Source organism: Bacillus cereus group sp. MYBK222-1 (assembly GCF_051916425.1).
GTDB classification, from domain to species: domain Bacteria; phylum Bacillota; class Bacilli; order Bacillales; family Bacillaceae_G; genus Bacillus_A; species Bacillus_A paranthracis.
Window position 1 is genome coordinate 71,532 of record NZ_JBQAGP010000008.1, and the last position, 25,409, is coordinate 96,940.

Here is a 25,409-nt window from a genome sequence, read left to right on the forward strand (position 1 = left end):
TCTCTTTCATATAATTTACCAATACAAAAAAAGTTGGTCGAAGGAAAGAAGGGAGAATATGTCAGAACGAATATATAATAAACTTGTATTGTACGCGAATATTTTGCAAAAAATCGGTGTCATCAATGAGAAGGAAAAAAATGAAATTCTTCATACGATAGGTAAAAAAGCTCTTTGAATAAAGGGCTTTTTTATTTTTCACCTTTAAAAATATAAATTTAATGTAATATTCTCGTTGACAATGATAATGATATTCATTATCATTTGTTTGTGGATAATTGATAACATTTATCAATTATAAAAATTATATATGATAGGGGATATTATTTTGAAAAAAAATTATATGAAGGCGCTAGTAGTAGCGACAACATTAGCAATTCCATTTGCTGCATACTCTACTCCAGCGTTAGCAGCACTAAAAGCTGAAGCAAATCAGTCGGTAGTAGCAGCTAGTGAACGTACATACGCTACTGAGATTAAAATATATAAGGACCAAAAAGACGAGCCATCTATGGTTTCTCAATATATAAAAGATCCTAAAGTAACGATTGCAGCTGGCAAAAAAATTGTTACTGTAACAATGCAGGATAGCGATTATTTTCAATATCTTAGAATAGAAGATAGAAACCAGCCAGGTGTATTTCATGATGTGAAAGTTTTGTCAGAAGATAAGAGGAAGAATGGAACGAAAGTAGTTCAATTTGAAATTGGCGAGTTTGAGAAGAAGCACAATATGCAAATGCATATACTTATTCCGGCTATTGGATATGATCACAAATATCAAGTTCAATTTGAAATTAAAGATCCAACTGTAGGTAACAAAGAAACAGAGAAACCAGATGATAACTCTAATTCAGGCAATACGGAAACGGATCATCCAGTTGATAATCAAAATATGATAACAGATAACAAATTAAGAGAACTTGTGAATAAAAAAGTATTTAATAGAAAAGATTTAAATACACCAATTACGAAAGAAGAGTTATTACAAGTAAAGGATTTATTTTTAAATACGAATGAGATACTTGATTATAGTGCATTAAAATATATGCCAAATTTAAAATCTTTAACAGTTGCGAATGCGAAGATAAAAGATCCATCATTCTTTACGAGCTTAAAGCAATTGAAACATTTAGCATTGCGTGGTAATGAATTTTCAGATGTAACGCCACTTGTTAAGATGGACCATTTAGAGTCTCTTGATTTGAGTAATAATAAAATTACAAACGTTGCACCACTAATTGAAATGAAAAATGTAAAAAGTTTATATCTATCAGGTAACCAAATAGAAGATGTAACAGCATTAGCGAAAATGGAACAACTAGATTACTTGAATTTAGCAAATAATAAAATTACGAATGTTGCGCCATTAAGCGCGTTGAAAAATGTAACATACTTAACTTTAGCAGGTAATCAAATTGAAGATATTAAACCGTTATATTCATTACCTTTAACAGACTTAGTATTAACACGTAATAAAGTTAAAGATTTATCCGGCATTGAGCAAATGAAGCAATTAGAAGAATTGTGGATCGGGAAAAATGAAATAAAAGATGTTACTCCGCTAAGTAAGATGACACAGTTGAAAGAATTACACTTACCTAACAATGAGTTAAAGGATATTACGCCATTATCAAGTCTAGTAAACTTACAAAAACTTGATTTAGAAGCGAATTATATTTCAGACTTAACACCAGCTAGTAATTTGAAAAAGTTAGTATTCTTAAGTTTTGTTGCAAATGAAATTCGTGATGTTCGACCAGTGATAGAACTAAGTAAAACAGCCTACATCAATGTTCAAAATCAAAAAGTATTTTTAGAGGAAACAGAAGTAAATAAAGAAGTAAAAGTACCTATATACGAAAAAGATGGTAAAATTTCTACAAAAATTCGTTTGAAGAGCGAAGGTGGTACGTATAGTAATGATGCAGTTAAGTGGAGTACATCAGGCGAGAAAATATACGAATTTGGTGTGAAAGATCCATTTGCGGATACAGGAATCTTCTTCACAGGATCTGTAATTCAAAATGTGGTAGAAAGCCAAGGAGATAACACTTCTAAAGAAGATGAAAAAGTAGAAGCAGTAGAATTTAAAGATGTACCAAAAGGACATTGGTCAGAAGAAGCAATTAACTATTTAGCGAAAGAAAATATTTTCAAGGGATATGGAAATGGACAATTTGGATTTGGGGATAGTATTACTCGTGGACAAGTTGCGTCTTTAGTACAAAGGTACTTGAAATTAGAAAATAAAGTAGAGCAGAAAGAGAGATTTACAGATACGAAAGGGCATATGTTTGAACAAGATATTGCTACAGTTGCGCAAGCTGGAATTATGCAAGGAGATGGTACTGGTGAGTTTCGTCCAGATGGAGTATTAACTCGATACGAAATGTCTGTAGTATTATATAAAGTATTTCAGTTAAAAGAAGATGAAAATAATAAAGTGAACTTTAATGATATATCAACTGGTCATTGGGCAGAAGGATATGTGAAAGCGTTAGCGGATAATAACATATCAAAAGGTGATGGAAAAGGAAACTTTTTAGGTGATGATTTTGTAACACGTGAACAATATGCACAGTTCTTATATAACGCAATAACGAAATAAAAGATGAGAAAATACGTTATTCTTTGATTGAAAAAGAATAACGTATTTTTTATGTATAAAATGAAATAGTCAATAGACAGGAGTATAGATATATGAAGGGCCCATTTTAAAGAAGAGCTGTGAAACTATATTGACAAAAAGGCATTCTCATGTGATAATTCAATTAAATTTTTAGAATAATCAAAAAATACTCCTTTTACATAGAAAGGATTCGAACATTATATGAATATTACGCCGGGGGTGACGAAATGTTATTTTTTCTAAAGAAATGGAATGAATTAAAAGATGTGAAATCTGAACTAGCACTTCGTGATTGGTTTTATGGTACAAAAATTAGTTTATCACTCTGTACGTCAAAAGAGCCGTTAACTTTTTTAGTAAACGTTGAGGGAAGGGATAAAGGGTTATTTTCAGAAGAAGATTTTATTGTTGTAAACTGTATGTGTGAACCAGTATTTGAAAATGAAGAAAAACCAGCTGCGGAATCATTTATGCATGCGGATATTTATAAAAAAAGTAGTGCAGAATGTATTTTACAAGTACAGACTGTAGATAGTCATTTAATATCAGAGTTGTATGGAGAAGAAGGGGAAGTAACATTCGATAAACGTACCGTGGAACGTGTTTTTGGAAAAGAAGGTATAACAGAAATGACAATTCCCATTGTAGAAGATGAGAAAAAATTCGCAGATTTATTAGAGAATAATGTGCCGAATTTTATTGAAGGTGGAGGAGTAGTTCTCGTTCATAATTATGGCATGATTGTGTGGGGAAAAACCCCAGAATACGCGAAAAAATGGTTGGAGGGTATAGAATATTTAATGAACTACCATGTAAAATTGTTAATGATAAAAGGTGCAAAGAGCTCTGTTATATGAAATGTTTGTGATGTCGTTACAAGTCAATAAGCAAATGAAAGCGTTTTAAAAATAATTTTACTCATAAAATATAGGTCTCCTTATTATATATAGATTACATGTTGACATGTAAGGAGGAACATATTTTGCGAGTTAAATATCATTTTCTGCCAAAACAGCAAGTAACATTTTGCAAAATGAACGATTCAGGTAAGAAGGCTCTGCAAATTATGAATGAAACGGGATTTCGAGCAATCCCTGTATTAGCAGAAGATGAAAAGAAATTCATGGGGATTATTTATAAAGTGGATCTTTTAGAAAAGAAGTGTAATGGTGGATTAGAGGAATTAAGTACGGAACATATGCTGGAAGATTCCACTGCATTTATTTTTGAAAAGGACTCTTTTTTCAGAGCATTTTATGTTATTCGTCGTCTTCCGTTTTTAGCTGTATTAAATGATTATAATGAATTTGTTGGCATCTTAACGCATTCCAATATATTTGATGTTATTGAAGACTCATTTGGTATGCGGACGGGTGGTTATATATTAACGATTGCAACACAAGATTGTAAGGGAACGATTAAAGAACTTGGGACATTGTTGAAATCATTTCATATCGGTGGACTATTTACGCTAGATAACGGCGATCAATATATTCGCCGCGTTATCGTAAATATAACAGATGAGTTAAATGAAAAAAGATTAAAGCAATTAATCGAAAAAATAGAGAAAAAAGGATTCAGGGTGAGTCATGTAGATTATATTTAAGATGAAAAGGCAAGGGAGCAATTTGCTATATGCAGATTGCTCCTTTTTTAGTTTGAGTCATGAATCTTATTTTGAAACAGGAGGTGGAGATAATGCTAAATCGGATAAAAAAATAAAATCTGCATGTTCACGAATTTTAGGAATAGAAGTTTCTATAACACGTGATGTAATTTCACCTGGAGGCCCAACATGTCCGATAGCTACCATAATCGGTTTTTCTTGAAGTTTTTTAATGAGTAATTGGGCTTGTTTTGAAATATGTGCCGCTGTGTACACGTCATCAAAAAATAATTGATTTTCAATAATTGGCACTCCTAATTCTTTCCCGATTTTTGGGACGACACTCTTAGGATTTGTTTTGCTATCTAAATAAAATAAACCGTGTTTTTTACAAGCTGCAAGTATAAGTCGTACAATTCTTTCGTCCGCAGTCACTTTTGATCCCATATGATTATTCATCCCAATTGCATGTGGTACTTCTTGAATCGCTTGTTCGAGTCGGTTGTTTATTTCTTCGTCGCTTAAATCAGTTGTAATTGCTTTTGGTCCAAGCCATTCTTTTTTACCTTTAATCGGTTCCATTGGCATATGTATAATAACTTCGTGTCCTTTCTTATGAGCCGCTATCGCATCTTCCTTTGTGGAAGGAAGAAAAGGCATAACAGCAACAGTTAGTGGAATAGGAAGTGATAACATTTTATCAGTCCCCTTCATATTATTGCCGAAGTCATCAATGACAATAGCTACTTTGTTTGTATGGGCCTTGGCTTGAACAGGAAACAAGAAGGATGGCAAGAACATAGTCAAAATAAGCAATGCAATCGTATATTTGCGCATATAAATAGTTCCTTTCTATATTATTAATCATCATTATGATTTGCTTTTTTATATAAATTAAACAAAAAATGTCGAAGAAAAGTATATGGAAAATAGAGAATCCGCTATTTAATTGGTGTTTGTAAAAAAAGAAGATGAAAAAATTGTCTATTATTGCGAATGTATTTACAAAGATAGAATAATTTGTAATAATTCTCAAAGTGAGGGTAAAGATTTGTAAATTACAGGGAGAAAATGTTAAATTTTCTGATTCTTCAAATTCAAATATGATTAAGCAGTTAAAAGTCCGATGGAGAAGTGAAGTAGAGAGCATGGAAGTATAATAAGGGGGATATGAATGTTTACTGTAAAAAGGAAGTACACACTAGAAAAGCTTTCACGTGATATTCATATGAAACGTGAAGAGATGATTCAATTAGGTTTAACGAGTGGGTTAAATAGTACGGAGACGATTCAAGTTAGTCAAGAATTGGACAAGCTTATTTTACAGTACCAGCGTTATAAAGAAAAACAAACACCAAAATGGTTATCAATTATAAAGGTACCTATTTTTCAAATTGGGTATGAACGGAAATCAAGTAATTTTTGGCGAATGCTTGTGGCGGGTTTTATGAAATAAGTATAATTACCCTTTAAGGATAAGGATAATTATACTATGTGTAATGGAATTTCGATATGAACTGTCGTTCCTTCGTTTTCTATACTGTTAATAAAAATTTGCCCATTGTACATCTCTACAATTCGTTTACAGATGACAAGTCCAAGACCTGTTCCAGTATCTTTATTAGTAAAGAACGGATGAAAGAGGTGTTTTTGAATATGTTTTGGAATTCCTTTTCCAGTATCTATAATTTGCAATTGTGAGTGTGTTGCATTGTTTGTTACGGAAATAGTTAGTGTATCACCAGAAGTCATAGCTTCAATTGCATTTTTTGTAATGTTTAAAACCACTTGTTTCATATGGTCTTTTGAGCAACGGATATGAACAGGATGGTCTGGCAAATGTAAATGGAATACAATGTTATGTAGATTCGCCTCAGATTGAATAATTAATGCTACCTCATTTAGAATAGTTCTCACATCATATGTTTGTTCAATGATTGCAGTTGGCTTTCCAAGAATAAGAAATTCGCTTACAATTTCATTAATTCGTTCTATTTCTTGTTCGATGATGGAAAAATAGAACTGATCTTGTTCATCTTTATATTTCTCTTTTAATAGAGCGACAAGCCCTTTAATTCCGGTAAGTGGATTACGGATTTCGTGGGCTGTACTAGCTGCAAAAGTTCCAACTAATTCAATTTTTTGTAGTTCATTTTGTTGTCTTTCCAGTTTTGTTTGTCGTTTTAACAACATATATTGAGCGAGTAAAAATAAAATTGACATTAAAAATAAAGTAGCTATACATTCTACGGCAACCCACTGGTTTAAAGTTTTTTGGTGAATAGGTAACGGAGAAACAGAAACCTTCCAATCTAATCTTTGGAGTGGAGTAGTAAGCATATTAGAATGCGCATCACTTGTTTCGTTATTATCATCGTTTAGAAAAACTACACCATACTTATCAGTTACTTCAAAATGGTATTGTGGCTTAATGGCATTTAAAGATGATGAAATGTAGTCAAAGCGTAAACTTGCTAACAATAAGCCTGAGAGTTCCTTCTGTTTATTGAAAATAGGAGAAGCAATCATAATGGCTTGATGACCAAGAACACGATCTGTAATGACGGATGATACAGTTGTTTTCTTAGTTTGTAATGCGTTTTGAATATATTTACGATCTGAGACATCAACAGGTGGTCGGTCGCCTTCTGATGCGATTGTAATGATACCTTCTGGTGTAGCGTAATATAGACCAGAAAAACGTGCATCGTTTCCATCTGTATCATGTACAATTTCTTTCATTCCATTAATATTTCCAGTCTCGGTTCCTACGACCTTTGAGAGCATTTCCAATGCAGAAATTGCTTCGCCAAGGTGGTGATCTAAATAGTCTCTGTATAAAAAGAGAACCGTATGGGCAACTCGTTTGTTTTCTTGTTTCATTTTATATGAATGATATGAATAAAATGTAGCACCAATCCCTATAGTTGGTAGGATAACAAGCAATATATATAAAACTATGCTGTGGAATTTGACTTTCAAATTTGGTACTCCTTCTTTTTTATTATCATTATATATAAACTATGTTAAAATTGTCATGTTTTTATTCAAGAATCATTCATAATATATTTGGGAGAGGTAATGAATGAGTGAATGCTCATTCGGAATTTATATGAAGTACTAGTTTGTTCTTTTTATTACTGAGAATTTAAGTGAAGGGTTGAAAGTTGTATGACATCAAATAATGAACGAGAAGATATTTCTCAATCTTTAAAAGTATTTATTGCATTATCTCGTGTACATCGTTCTGTTATGGATACTACAAATAAATCTATACAAAGTAACGGTTTAAATCCAACTGAGTTTGCTGTATTAGAACTGCTATATCATAAAGGAGGTCAACCACTTCAGCAAATTGGTGAGCGTATTTTAATAGCTAGTGGCAGCATTACATATGTTGTAGATAAGCTAGAGAAAAAGGGACTAGTAAAGAGAATTCCGTGCCCGAATGACAGACGTGTTATTTATGCACAATTAACTGAGTCTGGAGAGACTTTTATTGCTTCTATTTTTCCTGGACATGAGCAAGTTATACATCAGTCTTTTGAAATGTTAACGAAAGAGGAAAAGGATGAATTACTTGATTTATTAAAAAAAATTGGAAAGTATGAAAAATAATAGTATGTTCCAAAGGAGCTTTGGATAAAAAATCCAAAGCTTTTTTTATTTACATGTAATTATGACGGCATATGCCGTATTTTGTTGAAGAATAAGAGGAGATTTGTAAGTAAGCATTGAATTATAGTAAGGATGCATATAATGGAGAGGAGGCTCGTTCATGTCATTTAAAGACTATGAATATAAAAGGCCAAATATTGAAGAATTAAAAGAGAAGTTTACAGTTGCTTTAGAGAAGTTTAATAACGTAAAAACTGTAGAAGAACAAAAACAAGTCATTCATTCAATTAACGAAATTCGTAACGATTTTGGTACAATGGGGAATCTTTGTTACATTCGTCATTCTGTTGATACGACAGATGCTTTTTATAAGGAAGAGCAAGATTTCTTTGATGAATTCTCTCCAGTTGTACAAGGATATGGTACAAAGTATTATAATGCGTTAATTCATTCTCCATTCCGTGAAGAATTAGAAGCGTATTATGGGAAGCAATTATTTGCTCTTGCGGAGTGTGATTTAAAAACATATTCTGATGAAGTCGTGAAGGATTTACAATTAGAGAATAAATTATCTTCACAATATACACAATTATTAGCATCTGCAAAAATTGATTTTGCAGGAGAAGAAAGAACGTTATCACAGCTTATTCCATTTATGCAAGGGAAAGAAAGAAGTGAACGTAAAGCAGCAAGTGAGGCGTATTACGGATTTTTAGCTGAGAATGAAGAAGAGTTAGATCGTATTTATGACGAGCTTGTTAAAGTAAGAACAAAAATCGCCAAATCTTTAGGTTTCAAAAACTTTGTTGAACTTGGATATGCAAGAATGTACCGTACAGATTATAATGCGGAAATGGTGGCGAATTATCGTCAGCAAGTGCTAGATTATATCGTTCCCGTCACAACGGAATTAAGAAAACGCCAACAAGCACGTATTGGTGTAGAGAAGTTAGCGTATTACGACGAAAACTTTGAATTTCCTACAGGTAACCCAACTCCAAAAGGAGATGCGGATTGGATTGTTAATCATGGGAAAACGATGTATAAAGAGTTATCGGCTGAAACAGATGAATTTTTCAATTTCATGTTAGATAATGATTTATTAGATTTAGTTGCAAAAAAAGGAAAAGCTGGCGGTGGATATTGTACATATATTGAGAATTATAAAGCACCATTTATTTTCTCAAACTTTAACGGAACATCTGGTGATATTGATGTATTAACACATGAGGCAGGCCATGCTTTCCAAGTATATGAAAGTCGTAAATTTGAAATTCCAGAGTATAATTGGCCAACATATGAAGCGTGTGAAATTCACTCTATGAGTATGGAATTCTTCACATGGCCATGGATGAAGTTATTCTTTGAAGAAGATGCAGATAAATATTACTTCTCTCACTTAAGTTCAGCACTTCTGTTTTTACCGTACGGTGTATCTGTTGATGAATATCAACATTATGTATATGAAAATCCTGAAGCATCACCAGAAGAGCGTAAGACAGCATGGCGTAATATAGAGAAAAAGTATTTGCCACATCGTGACTATGAAGATAACGATTATTTAGAGCGCGGTGGATTCTGGCAACGTCAAGGGCATATTTATAGCTCGCCGTTCTACTATATTGACTACACGTTAGCCCAAATTTGCGCACTGCAATTTTGGAAACGTGCAAGAGATAATAGACAAGAGGCGTGGGAAGATTATGTGAATCTGTGCCAACAAGGTGGAAGTAAATCATTCTTGGAATTAGTAGAAGTTGCAAATTTAACATCACCATTTGCTGAAGGCTGTGTGAAAAGTGTTATTACAGAAATTGAAGCATGGCTACAAGCAATTGACGACACAAAATTGTAAAAAACATGCGCTTTTTTTCACATGTTTAACATCGACATAACGAGAAAATGATGAGATAATAAAAGAAAATTCAGAATACTAAAGAGGTGTTTCTAATAAGGAGCACCTCTTTTCACCAACAAAAGGGGGGAAAGAAGTATGCTTCAATCTAATATGGATGTGAGTTTAGAAAGTTTGGTGAACTCATTACAGTCTACCCGAAGCACGCTATTATCAGAAATTGAAATGTTAAATGATACAGAAGTGAATGTAAAGCCACGTCGTGATAAATGGAGTATTATTCAAATTTTGCATCACTTGCATTTAGTTGAACAATCTGTCACGTCTGCCCTTGCATATGCCTTACAAAAAAATGAAAGAAACACGACTCCATTTAAAGACCTCCAACTTACGCTGGATCGCACACATAAACGAGAAGCTCCTCAGCAAATGAAACCAACAGAAACGCTAATGAAAAAACAGCAAGGAATCCAATTACTAGAACATTCACGACAAGAACTATTACACGCGCTTCATAGTGTTATAGATGAAAAAGACCTATTTGAAAATGGATTAAAGCATCCTGTTTTTAATGATTTGAATTTGTATCAGTGGGTTCAATTTCTTGATTTGCACGAACAAAGACATCTTACGCAGTTAAAAGAGGCGAAACACGCAATTTTACAGCGATAATCAGAAGGAAGTGGGAGACCACTTCTTTTTCATACGTGTATAGTTTTCTTTCTTATTTTGGAATACTACATGGAGAAAGATAAGAAGGAGTTGAAAAGTATGTCCAAGAAAAAGAAAGAAGAAGAGCGCGCATGGAAAGCACGTAAAGAAAATCAAAAACCACATGGCAAAGTGAAAGCTTTTGCTGAATTAGTTGAAGGAACAGAAAAAACGTGATGAGTATTTCATCACGTTTTTTGTATGAGTGGAAAAGTTAATAAGAAGGTTGTACCTGTACCTTTTTCGCTTATAATATCAATTTTTCCATTCATAGCTTGAACAACGCTGAATACGACCATCATTCCAAGACCAGTACCTTTTTCTTTTGTTGAGTAGAAAGGGGATCCAAGGCGTTTTACTTGTTCTTGATCCATACCGATTCCTGTATCTTTTATATATAACTGAATATGCTTATGATCAGGAACTAATGTGAAATAAAGATCACCGCCTCTTGGCATGGCCTCAATGCAGTTTTTTAAAATATTTAATAGGCATTGATTTAGTTTTTGCTTTTCTCCCGCGATAAAAAAAGAAGTGCTTTGCTTTATATAATGTGTACGCACATTTGTTAAATTAGCAAGCGGTGTAATTAACGATAATGCATGCAATAGTTCTTCTTCTAACTGTAATTTTTGTTCTTTTTCAATACTTGGTTTTGCAAAGGTTAAATAATCTGTAAGAACGTGATTTGCTTGTTCGATTCCGTTGATGGCAATGTCGATATATAATTTTCGCTCCTCCTCAGTGCATGTATTTGATTGTAAAAGTTGCAAAAATCCTTTCGTTGAAGTTAATGGATTGCGAATTTCATGAGAGATAGATGCTGCCATTTCACCAATTAAATGAAATTTTTCAGCATTCATAAGTTCGTTTTGAAGACGAACTTGAGTTTGCAATATGTGTAGTAAATATAAAATAAGGATCGTACCAAGTATTGTACATAACTCATACACAATAATATGTGGTATATAATCAGTCTTATTTGTAACCTTTGAAAGGAAGAAAGGTATCCAACTAAATCCATATGTGAGACTGTAGATGATAGCAAGTGTTATTTTTATACGATTAGAAGTTCGATTGAAAACTTTGTATGTAAATAGTAGGACTATAAATAGAAGGATAGAACCGATAAGAGATGGGAAAACACCTATTCCTCCTAATAAGAAGCGGTATATATTTAATACAACTAATATAGATCCACCAGCAATAGGACCTCCTGTTAATGTACCGACAATTAATACGATATGGCGCATATCAAATTGAAATCCATAACTTGTTTTTGCTCCGAAAGTAATACATAGTATGGTAGCGAGGCAACATAATGTAATAAATATAGTTGAATTTAATTTAGGAGAACGTTTCCCTTTTTGATTCCAAAATAAATGGTATACGAGCATTGTAACAAGGATGAATAATATATTTAAAAAGAGATAAATAATAAAGGGTTTCAGCGGAGTGCCTCCTCTCTTCTCACATTAGATTAATCATACTATAAAATGCGAGAAATGAAATGAGAAATAGCGGAAAAATCAGAAATTTTTTCTGGTAGTATACAATATGTTACAATAAGCTTTGTCAATGAAAGAAGGAATTCCGTGCAATGCACGGGAGAGGTTCGCGAACTCCCTCTATAAAAAACTATGGAAACAACAATATCTTTAGGTATTGTTTTGTTTTTTTATTGTGACAGTTCAAGAACGTTCTTTCTTCTTATTCGTAGTAGAGAAGGAGAATGAGTGAAATGAAAAAAGAAAAGGCAGTTGTTGTTTTTAGTGGGGGACAAGATAGTACGACATGTTTATTTTGGGCAATAGAGCAGTTTGCAGAAGTAGAGGCTGTAACGTTTAATTACAATCAACGTCATAAGCTAGAAATTGATTGTGCAACGGAAATTGCAAAAGAGCTAGGAATTAAACATACGGTACTAGATATGAGTCTATTAAATCAACTTGCTCCAAATGCGTTAACGAGAACGGATATGGAGATTACACATGAAGAAGGTGAATTACCATCAACGTTTGTAGATGGACGAAATTTACTATTCTTGTCATTTGCTGCTGTATTAGCAAAACAAGTTGGAGCACGTCATATTGTAACGGGTGTATGTGAAACTGATTTTAGTGGTTATCCAGATTGCCGTGACGTGTTTGTGAAATCGTTAAACGTTACTTTAAATTTATCCATGGATTATCCGTTTGTGATTCATACACCACTTATGTGGATTGATAAAGCGGAAACATGGAAATTATCAGATGAACTTGGAGCGTTCGAGTTTGTTCGAGAAAAAACATTAACATGTTATAACGGAATCATTGGTGATGGTTGCGGTGAATGTCCAGCATGTCAACTTCGTAAAGCAGGATTAGATACGTACCTACAAGAACGCGAAGGAGCGAGCAACTAATGGATAATTTCTTTGGATTTCGCATCGTAGAAAATTTGCAAAAAATGGACAAGGATATTCAGCGTAAACAGCTCAAATATCATAATAAAAGAGTAATGGTCAGCAAGGAATTTACATTTGATGCAGCACACCATTTACACTGTTATGAAGGGAAATGTAAAAACTTACATGGTCACACATATAAAGTTGTATTTGGGATTAGTGGATATGTAAATGAAATAGGTCTTGCAATTGACTTTGGAGATATAAAAGAAATTTGGAAGAATGAAATAGAAATTTATTTAGATCATCGTTATTTAAACGAAACGTTACCAGCGATGAATACAACTGCTGAAAATATGGTCGTTTGGATTTATGAAAAGATGGCAGAAGCGTTAACAAAAGACAATCGTGCGAACGAATATAAAGGAGCTCGTGTTGAATTTGTTCGTCTGTTTGAGACGCCAACTAGTTATGCGGAAGTAAGACGGGAGTGGATGCTCGATGAGTAAAATTCCAGTCTTAGAAATATTTGGTCCGACTATTCAAGGTGAAGGAATGGTTGTAGGACAAAAGACGATGTTTATCCGTACAGCTGGCTGTGATTATAGCTGTGCTTGGTGTGATTCTGCTTTTACGTGGGATGGATCGGCTAAAGATCAAATTAGACAGATGACAGCAGAAGACGTTTGGAATGAGCTTGTAGAAATTGGCGGCGAAAATTTTTCTCATGTTACGATTTCAGGTGGAAATCCGGCATTGCTGAAAAATATTGAGTTTCTTCTTTCTATATTAAAAGAGAATGGAATGCGAACGGCAATCGAAACGCAAGGGAGTAAATGGCAAGATTGGTTACTTCAAATTGATGAGGTAACGATTTCTCCAAAACCACCAAGTTCGACAATGAAAACTGATTTTCAGAAGTTAGATGCTATTATTCAGAAACTATCAGGAAAAGATATTAGTTTAAAGGTAGTAGTATTTGACGATTATGATTTCGAGTATGCAGTTAAGATGCACGAACGTTATCCAGATGTGCCATTTTTCTTACAAGTAGGGAATGATGATACAAAAACTGTGGATGATGCGATGTTGATTAAAAAGTTATTAGATAAGTATGAGTGGCTTATTGAAAAAGCGGTTAACCGTAAAGAAATGAATAATGCAAAAGTATTGCCGCAGCTTCATGCGTTAGTATGGGGAAATAAACGCGGAGTATAATGAGAAGGGATGTTTAAAATGGCAGGAAGATTAGATGAAGATTTAAAAGATGTAACATTATTAGGAAATCAAAATACAAAATATTTATTTGAATATAGCCCGGAAATTTTAGAGGTATTTGATAACAATCATCCAAACCGTGATTATTTTGTTAAATTCAATTGTCCTGAATTTACAAGCTTATGTCCGAAAACGGGTCAACCGGATTTTGCAACAATTTATATTAGCTACATTCCAGAACAAAGAATGGTAGAGAGTAAATCGCTAAAGCTATATTTATTTAGTTTCCGCAATCACGGTGATTTCCACGAAGATTGCATGAACGTTATTATGAATGATTTAATTAAATTAATGGATCCACGTTACATTGAAGTATGGGGTAAATTCACACCACGTGGAGGGATTTCAATTGATCCTTACTGTAACTACGGTCGTCCAGGAACGAAATATGAACAAATGGCAGACTATCGCATGATGAACCATGATCTATATCCAGAAACAATTGATAATCGTTAATATATAATAGAAAGAAAGGATCTGTATAACATACAGATCCTTTCTTTCTATTATATTATGCATTTTGATTAATGACAGTATAGTTTTTATGACTAACAACTGTAAGAGGTTCCATATCTAGTTCTCTAAAATTCTCCATAATTGTTATATCCACAATAACAGAGTTTTGATTTACTTTTTGAACACGGCCTTGCATTCCACCTTTAAATTCAATGATATCTCCAGTTTCTGCGATCTGCATAAGCAACTCTCCTTGTTACAGTTTTTCCAAAAAAGAATAATTTGGGATTTTTTATTTTCCTTTATTTTGAACTATGTTTCCTGTTTTGTAAATGTTTTCAAAGTAAAAATTCGAAAAATATTCACTTTTTGTAAGAAAATATGTAGAAAAGCCATGTTTTTTGAGAAAAAATAGGAGAAATGCAAAAATCTTTATATAGAGTTATAATAAAGAAATACAATAACCTATTAAAGTGGGAGAAATTAGAGGCGGTAAAATGATGTTTGAATTTGTGGGGAGTGTTATAGCATTAATTTTATTTGTATTTTCTTATATACATTTAAAAAAGATTCGTCATCATGAAACGACTACATATTTTGATGGGATGGATGGTATACATGCTGGGGTCACACATGAGAGTGGCGGGGATATGTAAAGGTGTATAACTTTCTTTTTTTGCGTGGTATGATATGTAAAAATAGTACATAATAGAGTTCGTAAGTGATGAATGGAGAGTGGAAAGAATGAAGATTTCTTTTATTCGTCATGGTCGCTTAGATCGTACTATAGAACCAATGACGGTTACATCCTTTCATGAATGGATGAAAGGATATGACTTACATACTATAACAAAAAAAGTACCAATACCTACGGAAACAAGGGAAGCGGTTGAAGCGGCAAAATTGATTGTAACGAGTGATCAAAAGTGCGCTGTACAGTCAGCAGCTGAATTAATGGATTCTTTATCGTTTATACAAAATTCTCTCTTTAGAGAAGCTACAGTTCCGACGAGCTTTTATGCTCCAAAATGGTTGAAGTGTAAACCTAACGTATGGATGTTCATCGGACGAACATTATGGATACTTGGTTACCATAAAGATGTTGAGTCTTATAAGGAAGTAAGAGAGAGGGCGAGACAAGCGGCTTACTTATTACATCGTTACGCTCTCGTACATGGAAGTATTGCTCTTGTAGGTCATAATTATGTGAATGTAATGATTGGTGCCGAACTGAGAGCGATGGGATGGTCTGGTTCTCCTATTTTGCACAGAGAGCCATGGGGATGTACAACATATACGTTTCATGAGGCGATGAATGGAAATGTATTAAATACGAATTTAACATAAAAGCACACGATTTATATAAATCGTGTGCTTTCTTTTTAAGATATAGAAATTTTGATGTTCAATGGTTTTACGAGATGCGCATAAGGTTCGCCTACAAGCATAACGATTTGATCTTTTTTGTAACCCAGTTTTTCGTATAGTGAATAGGCACGTTTGTTTTCTAAATTAACAAGTAATGCGATTTTTTTATGCTCCTTTTCAGTTGCATAAATTTCAGCAGCTTCAATTAATTTAGAACCAATTCCTTTTCCGCCATATGCATTTGAAACAGATAATGTATCAATGTAATATTCATCAAGTTCAGCTTCTTTTTCTAACGTAATTGATTCATCTTTATGTAATTCTCTTAAGTGATGTACAATTGGTGCATCAAGCATTGTTGCTTCACTACCGTGATAAGCGACAATAACTCCAACTGCACCCCCGTCTTGCTCATATACAAAACAGTTTTCATAGCTCAGTCGATTTCTCTCTTTTGAGAACCATGTTTCAAGTCCTAGTAATACTTCTGTCTCAACTGTGCTACCTGTGATTTTTTCAGCAATTTCGTGCAGAGCGTTATACAATAAAGGTGCTACCAGTTTCGCATCTGTCTTTTTTGCTTTCCGAATCATAGTATCCCTCCTAGTTCTATTTATATATTGTAGCATAGTGGTATGGAACTTTGCATAATTGCATGTCGAAATGTTTGATATAGAGAAGTAGCTATGTTAGTATATGATATTTAGTGGACATATAATTAAGAGATATCTTTTGAAAAATAATGAAAATGAAATGAAGGTATAGCATCTGGATAATTTTACAGTTGTTGACCTATAGAATATAAGTTAAAATAAAATATTGCATAGAGGTGAAATACATGGATAAAGAATTAGCAAATACAATTTTGGATCAGCTGAAAAATGGTGAAATAAAGGAGTATGTTGTTACGAAAGATGTATTTTATACGTTCAGAGAAGTTTTAGTAAATCGAGAAGACTTTAAACATTTCATTGGTAACGCACAGCGCGGCGGACAAGTCATTTATACATACTCAGAAACGCCACGTTCGTAACTAGAAGAATATAGGGAGGAGATTTATGGGCGATTTTAAACAAGGCATATTACCGCATTGGGATTATATGTGGAAAGATAGAGCCGGCAACCGATTTATGGGAATGGTCATGTATCCAGAGAAAAGAAAGTGTTCGACAAAAATGCTTCAGAAAATAAAAAGAGCATATGAAGAGGCTGTAGAAATTAAAATAACTGTACAAGTTCAACATACGTATCAGTACATAGAAGGAATGATTGTATACTTTGATGAAGAAGCTCCTGTATGTACAATGATTGATAAAGATGAAAATCCACATCATATATTTGTAAAAGATATTTTGCGTATTGAGCACTCTGAATAATCTTTTCATAAATAAGCTGCATTTCCATAATAATAATCTTTTTCTATAATAGTTATCTTTTAGTATGTAACGCGAATCGAAAGTATATGTATAATATTTAATAAAGTAAAATTGATAAATGTAATCGTTTTTTAGAACAGATTATCGTTTCATGTCTGTTCTTTTTTGCGTGATGCTGGAGAAATATATTCCTCCAGCATTTGCCGTTTTATGACAAAATATATTGGTAACTTTTTTAAAAATAAGGTTAAATTCGTTGACAACTTTTTTGAAAAGCACTTTATTGACATGAGTTTTAGAATGTTGTTTCATAGTCATTGTATTGAAAAAAAACGACGGTCTTGTCGAAAAGTAAAAGTTAAAAAAAGAAAGAATTTATACATATATCTTGTGTCTTATTTTGAAACGTAATACAATATATAGAGAAATCAAGAAACAACATACAGAGAGTATAGATTGAAAAGGGAGGGTCGGAAATGTTAGTTGCATATGATTCTATGACAGGAAACGTGAAGCGTTTCATTCACAAATTAAATATGCCGGCCGTTCAAATTGGTGAAGATCTAGTAATAGATGAAGACTTTATTTTAATTACGTATACAACAGGTTTTGGCAATGTACCAGAACGTGTTTTAGAATTTTTAGAGCGCAATAATGAAAAATTAAAAGGCGTATCTGCAAGCGGCAATCGTAACTGGGGAGACATGTTCGGTGCAAGTGCTGACAAAATTTCTGCTAAATATGAAGTGCCTATTGTATCAAAATTTGAGTTATCAGGAACAAATAACGATGTAGAATATTTTAAGGAAAGGGTGCGGGAGATTGCGACACATTGAACTGAATAATGAAATCACGCAAATGCAGGACGGTTTTTATCAGCTTCATAAAGATAAAGAGGCATTAGAAGTCTTTATGGAAGAAGCTAGAGAGAATACCGTTCATTTTAATAGCGTGGCAGAGCGAATGGAGTATATGAAAGAACATGATTACTATTACAACGTTCTGGACGAGTATAACTTGGAGGAAGTAGAAGAGGTATATAACATCGCTTATGGTGAAAACTTCGAGTTCCAATCTTATATGGCAGCATCTAAGTTCTACAAAGATTATGCGTTAAAAACAAATGATCAAAAACAATACTTAGAAAGCTATGAAGATCGTGTAGCAATTGTGTCATTATACTTAGGACGCGGTGATGTTGCGAAGGCAAAACAATTCGCAAGCATGATTGTCAAACAAAACTACCAACCAGCGACACCAACCTTTTTAAATGCGGGAAGAAGCAGAAGAGGAGAAATGGTGTCTTGTTTCTTGTTAGAGATGGATGATAGCTTAAATTCAATCGGCTTTAACATTAATACTGCAATGCAATTATCAAAAATCGGCGGAGGAGTAGCTTTAAACTTATCTAAGCTACGCGCACGCGGTGAGCAAATTAAAGGTATCGACAACGCTGCAAGTGGTGTAGTACCTGTTATGAAATTACTTGAAGATTCGTTTTCATATGCGAATCAACTTGGCCAACGAAAAGGTGCTGGCGCAGTATACTTAAACATTTTCCATTGGGATATTATTGAATTCCTTGATACGAAAAAAATAAATGCCGATGAGAAGAGCCGTATTCAGTCTCTATCAATCGGAATTATCGTTCCAAGTAAGTTCTTTGAGCTTGCTGAGAAAAACGAACCTTTCCATGTTTTCGCGCCTTATACGGTGTATAAAGAATACGGAAAGCATTTAGATGACATTGATATCGATGAAATGTACGATGAATTAATGAGCAATCCGAAAGTGAAGAAGAAGCCGCTAGATATTAGTGCACGTGATATGCTTATTAAAATTGCTATGATTCAGCTTGAGTCGGGTTATCCGTACTTAATGTTTAAATCAAATGCAAATAATCAACATCCACTGAAGGATATTGGAACTGTGAAGATGTCGAACTTGTGTTAAATATGTAGCACCTTCTAGTAGAAATGCTAGTCGAAAACTCCGTTAAACGGGGAAAGCCTCAAATTTGAGGTAACCTACCGTGCTAAATCTTATCTTAGAATGAAAATATAAAAGTTCAGAATGTATCTTATTATTTTGTATAGCAGAGTTATGGGACAACATAAAGTAATAAGAGACTTTCTGAAAGATTAAGATAAGTAAAAGCCTAACGACTATCCCTTATGGGAGTAGAGCGCAAGCGATTGGCGTTCGAAAAGCGGAGCACCTAATCAGGTAATGCTGTAGGTGATGATATAGTCTGTCCTGTATGGTGACATACAGCAGTTGCATGAGCAACGGACTGAGGAGTAGCGAACTCGGTTGAACATTCGAGACAGAAATCTTCCAGCTTCAAGAAACTTCTGAAATAAATGATTACGGTACAGATGACATTATTCGTCGTGATATTAACTGTAACTTAGGATCGTTAAATATCGTAAATGTAATGGAAAACAAAGAAATTCGTGAAGCGGTTCATGCGGGAATGGAAGCTTTAACAGCTGTTTCTGATATGACGATTATTCCGAATGCACCAACTGTGAAAAAAGCTAATGATGAGCTTCATTCCGTTGGACTTGGCGCAATGAACTTACACGGATATTTAGCAAAAAATAAAATCGCTTATGAAAGTGCAGAAGCGAAAGAATTCGCTCGTACATTCTTTATGATGTTAAATTACTACTCTATTGAGAAAAGTATGGAAATCGCTAAAGAAAAAGGCGAGACATTTAAAGACTTCGATAAATCTGATTATGCGAGCGGCACATACTTTGAAAAGTATGAAACGACAGATTACAGTCCAGTAACTGAAAAAGTTCAGCAATTATTTGAAGGAATTCATATTCCAACAAAAGAAGATTGGACAAGTTTAAAAGAGCAAGTACAGAAGAATGGTTTATATAACTCATATCGTCTTGCTATCGCTCCAACACAATCAATCAGTTACGTTCAAAATGCAACTTCAAGCGTAATGCCGATCGTAAGTCAAATCGAATCAAGAACGTATGCGAATGCGACAACATATTATCCAATGCCGTATTTATCAAAAGATACGTTCTGGTACTATAAATCTTCTTACGATATGAATCAGTTTAAATTAATTGATTTAATCGCAGAAATTCAAGAACATATTGACCAAGGGATTAGTACAATTCTTTACGTTAATAGTGATATTTCAACACGTGAATTAGCACGTTACTACATCTATGCACATAAAAAAGGCTTAAAGAGTCTGTATTATACGAGAACGCGTAAATTAAGCGTGGAAGAGTGTGTGGCTTGTACCGTTTAATATAAAAAGTGAGACATGATGAGCAGGGTTTTCTGAACCCTGCTCATGCTTAGTTATCATATTTAGAGAAGGGGCGATTGAATGCGTGCGGTAAACTGGAACAAAAAAGAAGATGATTTTAGTTTAATGTTTTGGAAGCAAAACATCGCTCAGTTTTGGACAGAAGAAGAAATCGCAGTGTCTTCTGACAAAAATACTTGGGCGCAATTATCAAAAGAAGAGCAGGTTGCTTATAAGCGTGTATTAGGTGGTTTAACACTTTTAGATACGAAACAAGGCGGCGAAGGGATGCCACTTGTACTTGTTCACCTTGAAAATTTACAAGCGAAAAGTGTATTAGCTTTCATGGGTGCAATGGAAGAAGTACATGCGAAGAGTTACAGTCATATTTTCACGACGTTAGCTACTGAAGAAGAAATCGATGAGATTTTTGACTGGGTAGATACTCATCCGTTACTTGAGAAAAAGGCTGGTATTATTACGAGTTACTATCGTCGTTTATTAAAACCTGAAGTGACGAAAAAAGAGTTATACATGGCAATGGTAGCAAGTGTGTTCTTAGAAAGTTACTTATTCTATAGTGGATTCTTCTATCCGCTTTACTTAGCTGGTCAAGGTAAACTGACGGCAAGTGGTGAGATTATTAACTTAATAATTCGTGATGAGTCAATTCACGGCGTATTCGTCGGTATTTTAGCACAACAAATCTTCGCGGAACTTTCTGCAGAAGATCAACAAGAAGTGCAAAAAGAAACGCAAGAGTTATTAATGGAACTATATGAAATTGAAATGGCATACACAGAAGAAATTTACACTTCTATTGGTCTTGTAGAGGATGTAAATCGTTTCGTTCGTTACAATGCGAATAAAGGACTTATGAACTTAGGACTTGAGCCGAAGTTTGAAGAAGAAGAAATTAACCCAATCGTTTTAAATGGTTTACGTACAGATACGAAAAACCATGATTTCTTCTCTGTAAAAGGAAATGGTTACGTAAAAGCAACGAACGTTGAAAAGTTATCTGATGATGACTTTGTGTTTAATTTTTAATATATGATCATAAAGAAAAGCTGTCTTATTCATTGATAAGGCAGCTTTTCTTTATGGATTTGTTTACATAACATTATTATTTTTGTATAACGATTTCTGTTTGGAAAGTTCTATCTGGCTAATGGATAGAACTTTTTTGTAATTAAATGGGTATTTACAATCCTTTTGTATCGGTGTATTATTTAACTAGTACACCAATACAAAAGGAGGGAAGAAATGAAAATAGAATTTTCTCCAAATACACCAATTTACATTCAGGTAATGGAATACATAAAAAAAGAAATCGTAACAGGACATTTGTTGCCTGGTGATAAAATTCCCTCTGTACGTGAATTAGCGAGTGAATTACAAGTAAATCCAAATACGATCCAGCGTACATTTCAAGAGCTAGAACGAGATGGGGTTGTTGTAACACGTAGGGGAATGGGACGATATGTAACGAATGAAGGGGAGAAAATTATGGAGCTGCGAAAAGAGATGGCGAAAGAATTACTTCATTCTTTTATAGATGGAATGGACAATTTAGGTTTTTCAGAAGAAGAAATTCTTACAATCCTTCGTTCTTCATTACATGAGAAAAGGGAGGAGAGCGAATGACAGAGCTATTAAAAATAGAAAACTTATGGAAGAGATACGGATTAAAAGCAGTGATTCGTGAATTAAACATAGAGATTACCGAAGGGAAAATTGTTGGGCTTGTTGGAGATAACGGGAGCGGGAAAACGACGTTATTGAAAATGATTGCTGGTCTGCAGCATCCTTCTGAAGGTAGTATTACAATCGCTAGTAAAAAGGTAGGGTTAGAAACGAAAGAAATCGTTTCTTTTATGTCTGATAAACCAGTATTTGATGATTGGATGACAGTAAAAGATTCTATATTTTTCTACCGCGATTTTTATAAAGACTTCGACATTCAAAAAGCGGTAGATACGGTTGCGGAGTTTAAAATACCGTTAGAAGAAAAAATTACAGCTTTATCAAAAGGGATGGTTGAAAAGCTACAAATCATTTTAACATTTTCGAGGAAAGCGAAGTTATACGTACTAGATGAACCGTTGGGAGGGATTGATCTCATTTCTAGGGAACACGTACTGGAACTTATTCTACAATTTTATAGAGAAGATTGTACAATCCTAATTTCGACTCATTTAATAAATGAAGTTGAAAATATTTTTGATGAAGTAATCTTTTTAAAAGATGGGGAAATTGTATTGTATGAAAATGTAGAAGAATTACGTTTTCAAAGAGGGAAAGCGGTCACAGATGTGTTTAAGGAGGTGTTTAGTAGATGAAGCCGAGCTTAATATACATGTACAATATAAATAAAAAGCAAATTATTATTTCGTTGCTATCATTTATATTCGTTATCGCTGTAGCTTTCGTAAGTTTGGGGAATTATATTAAGCAAGAATCAGGAGAAGTAAGACAAACAATTATAGTTAGTTTCGTTATTCTAGTATATATAACTTTTTTAGCAATGATAGTTATTCAGGCGGTGTCTGCATTTGGAAAAATGACTGAAAGCACATTATTTCGGTTAACATCGATATCGGGTAAAAAGATTGTTTTAGCAATATTGTTATACGTTGTAATTTATTTACTTATTTTTGAATTAATGGGTTCTATTTTTTTATATGGTATTTCTATGAAAATAATAAAAGGTACAGAGCTCTATGAAGTATTATTTACTCAAAGTGTATTCAATCCACTAAAGCACCTCTTTAGTACTATGTTATATGTATTTAATTTATCTAGCATATTGCTAGTATTACTTTTTTCAGTAGCAAGCGTTAAAGTGTTTTCTTTGAAAAAGAAGAAGTTAAAATATCCAATGGTATTTTTCTTATTTTTACTAGTAACAAAATTATTAGGTACTATATATGGAATGTTGGGCGGTCTTGCACCTGCTGCACCTCTAATAAAAAAATTAGTATATATAGATGAATCATCAGGAGCGGATGTGTTTCTCTATCCGGAAAAACTTATGAATTTATATAGCCTTAGTTTTTCTATAGGAATATTTATTCTACTTGTTTATATAACAGGTCGCATAATCGATAAAAAACTAGAAGTCTAAAGGAGGAATCAGCATTGGGAAACGTAGTAGTAAAGTTAGAGAATGTTCGAAAAAAGATTGGTGGAACGGAAATTATTCGCGGTTTATCATTTGAAGTTCGTGAAGGGGAAGTGTACGGGTTCCTTGGACCGAATGGTAGTGGTAAAACGACAACAATTCGTATGATGACAGGTCTTATTTCAATGACAGAGGGCGATATTACAATTTGTGGCCATAGTATCCGCACGGAGCGTGAAAAGGCGTTAGAGCAAATTGGAGCGATTGTAGAAAATCCTGAACTATATGATTATATGACAGGAATGCAAAACTTAAAGCATTTTGCGAACATGGCAATTACACCAATTAGTAAAGAGCGCATTGCTGAAATTGTAAAACTGGTTGAATTAGAGCATGCGATTCATAAAAAGGTGAAAACATATTCACTTGGTATGAAACAGCGTTTAGGAATTGCACAGGCATTACTACATCAGCCGAAAATTTTAATTTTAGATGAGCCAACAAATGGATTAGATCCAGCTGGTATTCGCCAAATTCGTGATTATTTACAACGTCTAGCGAAAGAAGAGAATATTGCTGTAATCGTATCAAGTCACTTATTAAGTGAAATTGAACTCATGTGTGATCGCGTCGTTATTATTAAGCAAGGTGAGTTTGTACAAGAGTACAACTTACATGAACAAGCAAAACATGATGAGACAGTAGTTGTAGCGTTTGAAGTAGATCAAGTACAGAAAGCAAATGAAATCATTAAAGGTAAGGCGCAAGGAAATGTCATTGTAGTATCTGTAACGAAAGAAGAAATTCCGCAACTTGTAAAGAAACTTGTGAATGACGATGTGCTTGTATACGGAGTTACTGTTCAAAATAAAACGTTAGAGGATGAGTTCTTAGCGATTACAGGGGGAGTGAAAGCGTAATGTTTAAATTAATTCAAAATGAATTTTTAAAGCTGCATGCGAAAAAAGGAATGTATATTTTAATTGGTGTTATTGCAGTATTGGAGATTTTGGGAGTTTTAGCGATGCTGAAATGGGGAGATGGAAGTGAATTTAAAGGATCCTATTTAGATTTTGCAAGTTCAGAGATTGGTTTAATTACTTTGTTTGCAACAATTTTTGGCATTACGATTGCTTCGCGTATGATTACGGATGAGTTCCAAAAAGGTACAATTAAGCAGTTATTAATCCGTCCAAGAAAACGAATGACAGTTTTATTCTCTAAATATATTACAGTGTTACTTACTATAGTATTTATCATATTTGCTAGTACGTTAATTGCTATGATTATTGGATTAATTGTAATGGATGGTAGTAAAACAGAATTAACGTTAGGAATCGTAATGAAATCTACCTTATATCAAGTACTTTCACCGCTCTTCTTTGCGACGCTTGCATTTTTCTTAGCAAACGTATTTAGAAAATCTGTATTACCATTAATTATTACGATGTTCCTGTTCTTCTTACAAGGAGCAATTAATATGGTATTAATGATGTTTGCAAAAGGCGTAGCGAAGTTTATAGTATTCTTCCATTTGGATTTAAGAGCTTACGATGGCAATAAATTAATTAGTGGCGGAGTAGAACCTACATTCACAGAATTTACGTTTACAACTTCATTATTACTTGTAGCTGCATACTTTGTTGTATTGCTTGTAGCATCAAGTGCATTATTCCAAAAACGTGACGTATTATAATAAAAGAAATCCCCGCTTGT

The 25,409-nt window shown here is 33.7% G+C and carries 29 protein-coding genes, 1 pseudogene and 1 riboswitch; of the genes and pseudogenes, 25 read left to right on the plus strand and 5 right to left on the minus strand.

The window, feature by feature from the left end; genetic code table 11:
- Positions 1-310: 310 nt before the first annotated feature.
- The 3 genes from ACTFR9_RS23950 to cbpA all read left to right on the plus strand — a co-directional run bounded on the left by ACTFR9_RS23950 (position 311) and on the right by cbpA (position 4,238).
- Positions 311-2,611: an NEAT domain-containing leucine-rich repeat protein gene (locus ACTFR9_RS23950; RefSeq protein ID WP_081102042.1), complete on the plus strand. Its 2,301-nt coding sequence runs from the start codon at positions 311-313 to the stop codon at positions 2,609-2,611.
- 248 nt (positions 2,612-2,859) lie between these two features.
- The gene (locus tag ACTFR9_RS23955) at positions 2,860-3,489 is read left to right on the plus strand and encodes a class II aldolase/adducin family protein (protein ID WP_098569106.1); all 630 of its coding nucleotides are present in this window, start codon (positions 2,860-2,862) and stop codon (positions 3,487-3,489) included.
- Positions 3,490-3,614: 125 nt separating this feature from the next.
- Positions 3,615-4,238: a cyclic di-AMP binding protein CbpA gene (cbpA, locus tag ACTFR9_RS23960; RefSeq protein ID WP_001264220.1), complete on the plus strand. Its 624-nt coding sequence runs from the start codon at positions 3,615-3,617 to the stop codon at positions 4,236-4,238.
- Between the two features lie 66 nt (positions 4,239-4,304).
- On the opposite strand, the gene ACTFR9_RS23965 is transcribed toward cbpA, so the two are convergent.
- Positions 4,305-5,075 (minus strand): divergent polysaccharide deacetylase family protein, encoded by a 771-nt coding sequence (locus ACTFR9_RS23965; protein ID WP_001234128.1) that lies wholly within the window; start codon positions 5,073-5,075, stop codon positions 4,305-4,307.
- Positions 5,076-5,412: 337 nt separating this feature from the next.
- On the opposite strand from ACTFR9_RS23965, the gene ACTFR9_RS23970 reads away from it, so the two are divergent.
- Positions 5,413-5,694 carry an aspartyl-phosphate phosphatase Spo0E family protein gene (locus tag ACTFR9_RS23970; protein ID WP_000495541.1) on the plus strand — a complete coding sequence of 94 codons (282 nt, stop codon included), beginning with the start codon at positions 5,413-5,415 and terminating at the stop codon, positions 5,692-5,694.
- A 29-nt stretch (positions 5,695-5,723) separates the two neighbouring features.
- Here ACTFR9_RS23970 and ACTFR9_RS23975 read toward each other — a convergent pair whose 3' ends face one another.
- A complete protein-coding gene (locus ACTFR9_RS23975) occupies positions 5,724-7,220 on the minus strand; it encodes a DUF3149 domain-containing protein (protein ID WP_000865029.1) in 1,497 nt (498 codons plus the stop codon).
- Between the two features lie 189 nt (positions 7,221-7,409).
- Here ACTFR9_RS23975 and ACTFR9_RS23980 point away from each other — a divergent pair, with 189 nt between their 5' ends.
- The 4 genes from ACTFR9_RS23980 (at position 7,410) to ACTFR9_RS23995 (ending at position 10,599) form a co-directional block, all read left to right on the plus strand.
- Positions 7,410-7,856, plus strand: a complete 447-nt coding sequence (locus ACTFR9_RS23980; protein WP_000203348.1) for a MarR family winged helix-turn-helix transcriptional regulator — start codon at positions 7,410-7,412, stop codon at positions 7,854-7,856.
- Between the two features lie 160 nt (positions 7,857-8,016).
- A complete protein-coding gene (locus tag ACTFR9_RS23985; protein ID WP_000008597.1) occupies positions 8,017-9,711 on the plus strand; it encodes a M3 family oligoendopeptidase in 1,695 nt (564 codons plus the stop codon).
- Positions 9,712-9,849: 138 nt separating this feature from the next.
- The gene (locus ACTFR9_RS23990) at positions 9,850-10,383 is read left to right on the plus strand and encodes a DinB family protein (protein WP_000941964.1); all 534 of its coding nucleotides are present in this window, start codon (positions 9,850-9,852) and stop codon (positions 10,381-10,383) included.
- 99 nt (positions 10,384-10,482) lie between these two features.
- Positions 10,483-10,599 carry a DUF6254 family protein gene (locus ACTFR9_RS23995; protein ID WP_000038254.1) on the plus strand — a complete coding sequence of 39 codons (117 nt, stop codon included), beginning with the start codon at positions 10,483-10,485 and terminating at the stop codon, positions 10,597-10,599.
- A gap of 11 nt (positions 10,600-10,610) precedes the next feature.
- Here ACTFR9_RS23995 and kinB read toward each other — a convergent pair whose 3' ends face one another.
- Positions 10,611-11,819 (minus strand): sporulation sensor histidine kinase KinB, encoded by a 1,209-nt coding sequence (kinB, locus tag ACTFR9_RS24000; protein ID WP_003266545.1) that lies wholly within the window; start codon positions 11,817-11,819, stop codon positions 10,611-10,613.
- Positions 11,820-12,026: 207 nt separating this feature from the next.
- Positions 12,027-12,070: riboswitch (PreQ1 riboswitch) on the plus strand.
- A 93-nt stretch (positions 12,071-12,163) separates the two neighbouring features.
- Here kinB and queC point away from each other — a divergent pair.
- The 4 genes from queC to queF are packed head-to-tail and all read left to right on the plus strand — an operon-like array spanning position 12,164 to position 14,542.
- Positions 12,164-12,826: a 7-cyano-7-deazaguanine synthase QueC gene (gene queC / locus ACTFR9_RS24005; protein WP_000711599.1), complete on the plus strand. Its 663-nt coding sequence runs from the start codon at positions 12,164-12,166 to the stop codon at positions 12,824-12,826.
- Positions 12,826-13,317: a 6-carboxytetrahydropterin synthase QueD gene (queD, locus tag ACTFR9_RS24010; protein WP_000368412.1), complete on the plus strand. Its 492-nt coding sequence runs from the start codon at positions 12,826-12,828 to the stop codon at positions 13,315-13,317. The genes queC and queD overlap by 1 nt, the downstream gene beginning before the upstream one ends.
- On the plus strand, positions 13,310-14,026 hold the full coding sequence (gene queE, locus ACTFR9_RS24015) for a 7-carboxy-7-deazaguanine synthase QueE (protein WP_000036281.1): 717 nt from the start codon (positions 13,310-13,312) through the stop codon (positions 14,024-14,026). The genes queD and queE overlap by 8 nt, the downstream gene beginning before the upstream one ends.
- Before the next feature lie 18 nt (positions 14,027-14,044).
- Positions 14,045-14,542 carry a preQ(1) synthase gene (queF, locus tag ACTFR9_RS24020; RefSeq protein WP_000918895.1) on the plus strand — a complete coding sequence of 166 codons (498 nt, stop codon included), beginning with the start codon at positions 14,045-14,047 and terminating at the stop codon, positions 14,540-14,542.
- Between the two features lie 55 nt (positions 14,543-14,597).
- Here the strand turns inward: queF and ACTFR9_RS24025 are convergent, their stop codons facing one another.
- Positions 14,598-14,783: a YkvS family protein gene (locus tag ACTFR9_RS24025; RefSeq protein WP_001165081.1), complete on the minus strand. Its 186-nt coding sequence runs from the start codon at positions 14,781-14,783 to the stop codon at positions 14,598-14,600.
- Between the two features lie 232 nt (positions 14,784-15,015).
- Between ACTFR9_RS24025 and ACTFR9_RS24030 the strand changes: the two genes are divergently transcribed.
- Both ACTFR9_RS24030 and ACTFR9_RS24035 read left to right on the plus strand, forming a co-directional pair.
- Positions 15,016-15,198, plus strand: a complete 183-nt coding sequence (locus ACTFR9_RS24030) for a hypothetical protein (protein WP_001997014.1) — start codon at positions 15,016-15,018, stop codon at positions 15,196-15,198.
- 88 nt (positions 15,199-15,286) lie between these two features.
- Complete coding sequence (locus ACTFR9_RS24035; protein WP_000703116.1) at positions 15,287-15,889, plus strand: hypothetical protein; 603 nt, start codon at positions 15,287-15,289, stop codon at positions 15,887-15,889.
- 35 nt (positions 15,890-15,924) lie between these two features.
- Here the strand turns inward: ACTFR9_RS24035 and ACTFR9_RS24040 are convergent, their stop codons facing one another.
- Positions 15,925-16,503: a GNAT family N-acetyltransferase gene (locus ACTFR9_RS24040; protein ID WP_000619538.1), complete on the minus strand. Its 579-nt coding sequence runs from the start codon at positions 16,501-16,503 to the stop codon at positions 15,925-15,927.
- A 245-nt stretch (positions 16,504-16,748) separates the two neighbouring features.
- Here ACTFR9_RS24040 and ACTFR9_RS24045 point away from each other — a divergent pair, with 245 nt between their 5' ends.
- The 11 genes and pseudogenes from ACTFR9_RS24045 to ACTFR9_RS24095 all read left to right on the plus strand — a co-directional run bounded on the left by ACTFR9_RS24045 (position 16,749) and on the right by ACTFR9_RS24095 (position 25,389).
- On the plus strand, positions 16,749-16,943 hold the full coding sequence (locus tag ACTFR9_RS24045) for a hypothetical protein (protein ID WP_000356683.1): 195 nt from the start codon (positions 16,749-16,751) through the stop codon (positions 16,941-16,943).
- Between the two features lie 25 nt (positions 16,944-16,968).
- The gene (locus tag ACTFR9_RS24050; RefSeq protein ID WP_000502209.1) at positions 16,969-17,286 is read left to right on the plus strand and encodes a hypothetical protein; all 318 of its coding nucleotides are present in this window, start codon (positions 16,969-16,971) and stop codon (positions 17,284-17,286) included.
- A 476-nt stretch (positions 17,287-17,762) separates the two neighbouring features.
- A complete protein-coding gene (nrdI, locus tag ACTFR9_RS24055; protein WP_000959450.1) occupies positions 17,763-18,122 on the plus strand; it encodes a class Ib ribonucleoside-diphosphate reductase assembly flavoprotein NrdI in 360 nt (119 codons plus the stop codon).
- Positions 18,109-19,236: pseudogene (locus tag ACTFR9_RS24060) on the plus strand (ribonucleotide reductase N-terminal alpha domain-containing protein); the annotation flags it as partial. The gene nrdI and the pseudogene ACTFR9_RS24060, both read left to right, overlap by 14 nt.
- Before the next feature lie 382 nt (positions 19,237-19,618).
- Complete coding sequence (locus ACTFR9_RS24065; protein WP_073536430.1) at positions 19,619-20,569, plus strand: ribonucleotide reductase; 951 nt, start codon at positions 19,619-19,621, stop codon at positions 20,567-20,569.
- A gap of 81 nt (positions 20,570-20,650) precedes the next feature.
- Positions 20,651-21,619 (plus strand): class 1b ribonucleoside-diphosphate reductase subunit beta, encoded by a 969-nt coding sequence (gene nrdF / locus ACTFR9_RS24070; protein WP_001203021.1) that lies wholly within the window; start codon positions 20,651-20,653, stop codon positions 21,617-21,619.
- A gap of 216 nt (positions 21,620-21,835) precedes the next feature.
- Positions 21,836-22,216, plus strand: coding sequence for a GntR family transcriptional regulator (locus ACTFR9_RS24075; protein ID WP_000687513.1), 381 nt, complete (start codon positions 21,836-21,838; stop codon positions 22,214-22,216).
- Positions 22,213-22,911: an ABC transporter ATP-binding protein gene (locus tag ACTFR9_RS24080; RefSeq protein ID WP_000137737.1), complete on the plus strand. Its 699-nt coding sequence runs from the start codon at positions 22,213-22,215 to the stop codon at positions 22,909-22,911. Before ACTFR9_RS24075 ends, ACTFR9_RS24080 begins: the two co-directional genes overlap by 4 nt.
- Positions 22,908-23,696, plus strand: a complete 789-nt coding sequence (locus ACTFR9_RS24085) for a hypothetical protein (RefSeq protein WP_000804798.1) — start codon at positions 22,908-22,910, stop codon at positions 23,694-23,696. The genes ACTFR9_RS24080 and ACTFR9_RS24085 overlap by 4 nt, the downstream gene beginning before the upstream one ends.
- Positions 23,697-23,710: 14 nt before the next feature.
- Positions 23,711-24,613 carry an ABC transporter ATP-binding protein gene (locus tag ACTFR9_RS24090; RefSeq protein WP_074532748.1) on the plus strand — a complete coding sequence of 301 codons (903 nt, stop codon included), beginning with the start codon at positions 23,711-23,713 and terminating at the stop codon, positions 24,611-24,613.
- Positions 24,613-25,389, plus strand: coding sequence for an ABC transporter permease (locus ACTFR9_RS24095; protein WP_000475445.1), 777 nt, complete (start codon positions 24,613-24,615; stop codon positions 25,387-25,389). Before ACTFR9_RS24090 ends, ACTFR9_RS24095 begins: the two co-directional genes overlap by 1 nt.
- Positions 25,390-25,409: the final 20 nt, after the last annotated feature.

Coding starts and splice junctions, on each gene's coding strand:
- nrdI (WP_000959450.1), top strand. CDS start 17,763: ATGTTAGTTGCATATGATTCTATGACAGGAAACGTGAAGCGTTTCATT.
- ACTFR9_RS23965 (WP_001234128.1), bottom strand. CDS start 5,075: ATGCGCAAATATACGATTGCATTGCTTATTTTGACTATGTTCTTGCCA.
- queE (WP_000036281.1), top strand. CDS start 13,310: ATGAGTAAAATTCCAGTCTTAGAAATATTTGGTCCGACTATTCAAGGT.
- queD (WP_000368412.1), top strand. CDS start 12,826: ATGGATAATTTCTTTGGATTTCGCATCGTAGAAAATTTGCAAAAAATG.
- ACTFR9_RS24075 (WP_000687513.1), top strand. CDS start 21,836: ATGAAAATAGAATTTTCTCCAAATACACCAATTTACATTCAGGTAATG.
- ACTFR9_RS24045 (WP_000356683.1), top strand. CDS start 16,749: ATGGATAAAGAATTAGCAAATACAATTTTGGATCAGCTGAAAAATGGT.
- ACTFR9_RS24095 (WP_000475445.1), top strand. CDS start 24,613: ATGTTTAAATTAATTCAAAATGAATTTTTAAAGCTGCATGCGAAAAAA.
- ACTFR9_RS23990 (WP_000941964.1), top strand. CDS start 9,850: ATGCTTCAATCTAATATGGATGTGAGTTTAGAAAGTTTGGTGAACTCA.
- queC (WP_000711599.1), top strand. CDS start 12,164: ATGAAAAAAGAAAAGGCAGTTGTTGTTTTTAGTGGGGGACAAGATAGT.
- ACTFR9_RS23980 (WP_000203348.1), top strand. CDS start 7,410: ATGACATCAAATAATGAACGAGAAGATATTTCTCAATCTTTAAAAGTA.
- queF (WP_000918895.1), top strand. CDS start 14,045: ATGGCAGGAAGATTAGATGAAGATTTAAAAGATGTAACATTATTAGGA.
- ACTFR9_RS24025 (WP_001165081.1), bottom strand. CDS start 14,783: ATGCAGATCGCAGAAACTGGAGATATCATTGAATTTAAAGGTGGAATG.
- ACTFR9_RS23970 (WP_000495541.1), top strand. CDS start 5,413: ATGTTTACTGTAAAAAGGAAGTACACACTAGAAAAGCTTTCACGTGAT.
- nrdF (WP_001203021.1), top strand. CDS start 20,651: ATGCGTGCGGTAAACTGGAACAAAAAAGAAGATGATTTTAGTTTAATG.
- ACTFR9_RS23950 (WP_081102042.1), top strand. CDS start 311: ATGATAGGGGATATTATTTTGAAAAAAAATTATATGAAGGCGCTAGTA.
- kinB (WP_003266545.1), bottom strand. CDS start 11,819: ATGCTCGTATACCATTTATTTTGGAATCAAAAAGGGAAACGTTCTCCT.
- ACTFR9_RS24040 (WP_000619538.1), bottom strand. CDS start 16,503: ATGATTCGGAAAGCAAAAAAGACAGATGCGAAACTGGTAGCACCTTTA.
- ACTFR9_RS23995 (WP_000038254.1), top strand. CDS start 10,483: ATGTCCAAGAAAAAGAAAGAAGAAGAGCGCGCATGGAAAGCACGTAAA.
- ACTFR9_RS24035 (WP_000703116.1), top strand. CDS start 15,287: ATGAAGATTTCTTTTATTCGTCATGGTCGCTTAGATCGTACTATAGAA.
- ACTFR9_RS23955 (WP_098569106.1), top strand. CDS start 2,860: ATGTTATTTTTTCTAAAGAAATGGAATGAATTAAAAGATGTGAAATCT.
- ACTFR9_RS23985 (WP_000008597.1), top strand. CDS start 8,017: ATGTCATTTAAAGACTATGAATATAAAAGGCCAAATATTGAAGAATTA.
- ACTFR9_RS24050 (WP_000502209.1), top strand. CDS start 16,969: ATGGGCGATTTTAAACAAGGCATATTACCGCATTGGGATTATATGTGG.
- ACTFR9_RS24085 (WP_000804798.1), top strand. CDS start 22,908: ATGAAGCCGAGCTTAATATACATGTACAATATAAATAAAAAGCAAATT.
- ACTFR9_RS24080 (WP_000137737.1), top strand. CDS start 22,213: ATGACAGAGCTATTAAAAATAGAAAACTTATGGAAGAGATACGGATTA.